General features: G+C 31.1%; 4 protein-coding genes. All 4 read right to left on the bottom strand.

Annotation, left to right across the window (positions count from 1 at the left end; genetic code table 11):
• Positions 1-50 precede the first annotated feature (50 nt).
• On the bottom strand, positions 51-332 hold the full coding sequence (locus AB1414_20985) for a hypothetical protein (GenBank protein ID MEW6609887.1): 282 nt from the start codon (positions 330-332) through the stop codon (positions 51-53).
• Positions 333-342: 10 nt separating this feature from the next.
• Positions 343-519 (bottom strand): hypothetical protein, encoded by a 177-nt coding sequence (locus AB1414_20980; GenBank protein MEW6609886.1) that lies wholly within the window; start codon positions 517-519, stop codon positions 343-345.
• Complete coding sequence (locus AB1414_20975; GenBank protein ID MEW6609885.1) at positions 512-778, bottom strand: nucleotidyltransferase domain-containing protein; 267 nt, start codon at positions 776-778, stop codon at positions 512-514. The genes AB1414_20980 and AB1414_20975 overlap by 8 nt, the downstream gene beginning before the upstream one ends.
• Positions 779-858: 80 nt before the next feature.
• Positions 859-1,086, bottom strand: a complete 228-nt coding sequence (locus AB1414_20970) for a helix-turn-helix domain-containing protein (protein ID MEW6609884.1) — start codon at positions 1,084-1,086, stop codon at positions 859-861.
• Between the last annotated feature and the right edge of the window lie 291 nt (positions 1,087-1,377).

Here is a 1,377-nt window from a genome sequence, read left to right as displayed (position 1 = left end):
GAAACCTAACCCCAATGTTTATAATATGTTACATATACCTACCTCACCTCCTAAACACCCCTAAAATCTACCTTCTTACTATTATAACCCCTTGATTTTACTGGAGTTAATAGGTCCAACCCTCTTTTTATTTGGATGATTCTGGATAATGTATTATTAATCTCCTGCTTGAACATTATGAACACTTCAAATACATTGTCAACTAATCTCTTGAGTTTAGCCTCATCTAATAAAAAACCATATCCATGAATAAAGAAGTGACGAAAGGCTAAATATTTGGATAGTTGATTTTTTGTTTGCTCAGTAATTATACCTTTATTGGCTGATAACATTAATAAATCACTATGCCATGTTTCTGTTTTTGGAATTGGTATATGCCTGGAAATAATTTAAATATGTAGCCATCCCTGCTAACTCAAGCTTAGTTTTGTTAGACTTGTCTTTGACTTTTTCTAATTCCCCAAGAACAACAGTTATATTTTCCATCTCCACATTGATTTTTTCGTTCAAATTAGCCATATAATTTAGTCCCTTCTTTCATCACTAATCTGTTAAATGAATTATCTTCAGTCAAATCTACAATATCTACCGGTTTTGAAAGTTCAAGTAATAATTCCCCATAAAAGTCAAAAAAAAGTTCAGGTAATACCCCCTTGACACCAATATCTATATCATTAGCATCTTCTCTTTCAATGGATGACCCAAAGAGATATACCTCATTTGCATTATATTTTTTGACATATTTTAATATTGTAACCCTATCGGTTTCAGATATCATACTTTACTCATATCTCCTTTATCAAATATCGCAAATCTAAAATCTATTTTAACCTCCATAAAAACAAACAAAAAAACCCTTTAGTGAGTATTATCTTCTTTTCCCTCACCAAAGGGTTTATTTTTATTGATTATAACTGACTGATGTAACCATTCATCAATCTTATCTTTTTTAAATCTCCACCCTCTACCAACTTTATAAGCAGGTATTTTACCAGCTTTTGATAGTCGATAAATACTTGATTCATGAAGACGCAGGTAATCAGCTACTTCTTTCAATGTCATAATGGTAGGTCTACTCGACATCATCGCTTCTCCTTAAAATTATCACTACCTCCAGTTTTTTTGTTATCTAAAAAATCTTTCTTCATTAGTTTTATTGTAACTACCTATCTCTCCGGAGTAAAACAACTGAGCATGTTGGTAGGTTCTGCTGTCTTACTTCACTCTGGATAAATAATTATCTTTTATTTAAACTATAGTTTCGTCATTTTTTAAATTTTGTTAAAAAAATCTCTTCTCCTGCCGATTAAAGATAATAGAAACAATAAATCTCTAAAAGGAGGAGAAGAGATGAACCTATTATATTTATCGGCAAGT

The sequence above is a fragment of the bacterium genome, from assembly GCA_040755795.1.
Taxonomy (GTDB): domain Bacteria; phylum UBA9089; class CG2-30-40-21; order CG2-30-40-21; family SBAY01; genus JBFLXS01.
The sequence above is the reverse complement of the archived record's forward strand: the minus strand, read 5'-3'. Positions and strand labels throughout refer to the sequence as shown.

Bases quoted from the DNA above. Each gene is read 5' to 3' on its own strand.
- AB1414_20975 (MEW6609885.1), bottom strand. From the start codon at position 778: ATGATATCTGAAACCGATAGGGTTACAATATTAAAATATGTCAAAAAA.
- AB1414_20985 (MEW6609887.1), bottom strand. From the start codon at position 332: ATGTTATCAGCCAATAAAGGTATAATTACTGAGCAAACAAAAAATCAA.
- AB1414_20980 (MEW6609886.1), bottom strand. From the start codon at position 519: ATGGCTAATTTGAACGAAAAAATCAATGTGGAGATGGAAAATATAACT.
- AB1414_20970 (MEW6609884.1), bottom strand. From the start codon at position 1,086: ATGATGTCGAGTAGACCTACCATTATGACATTGAAAGAAGTAGCTGAT.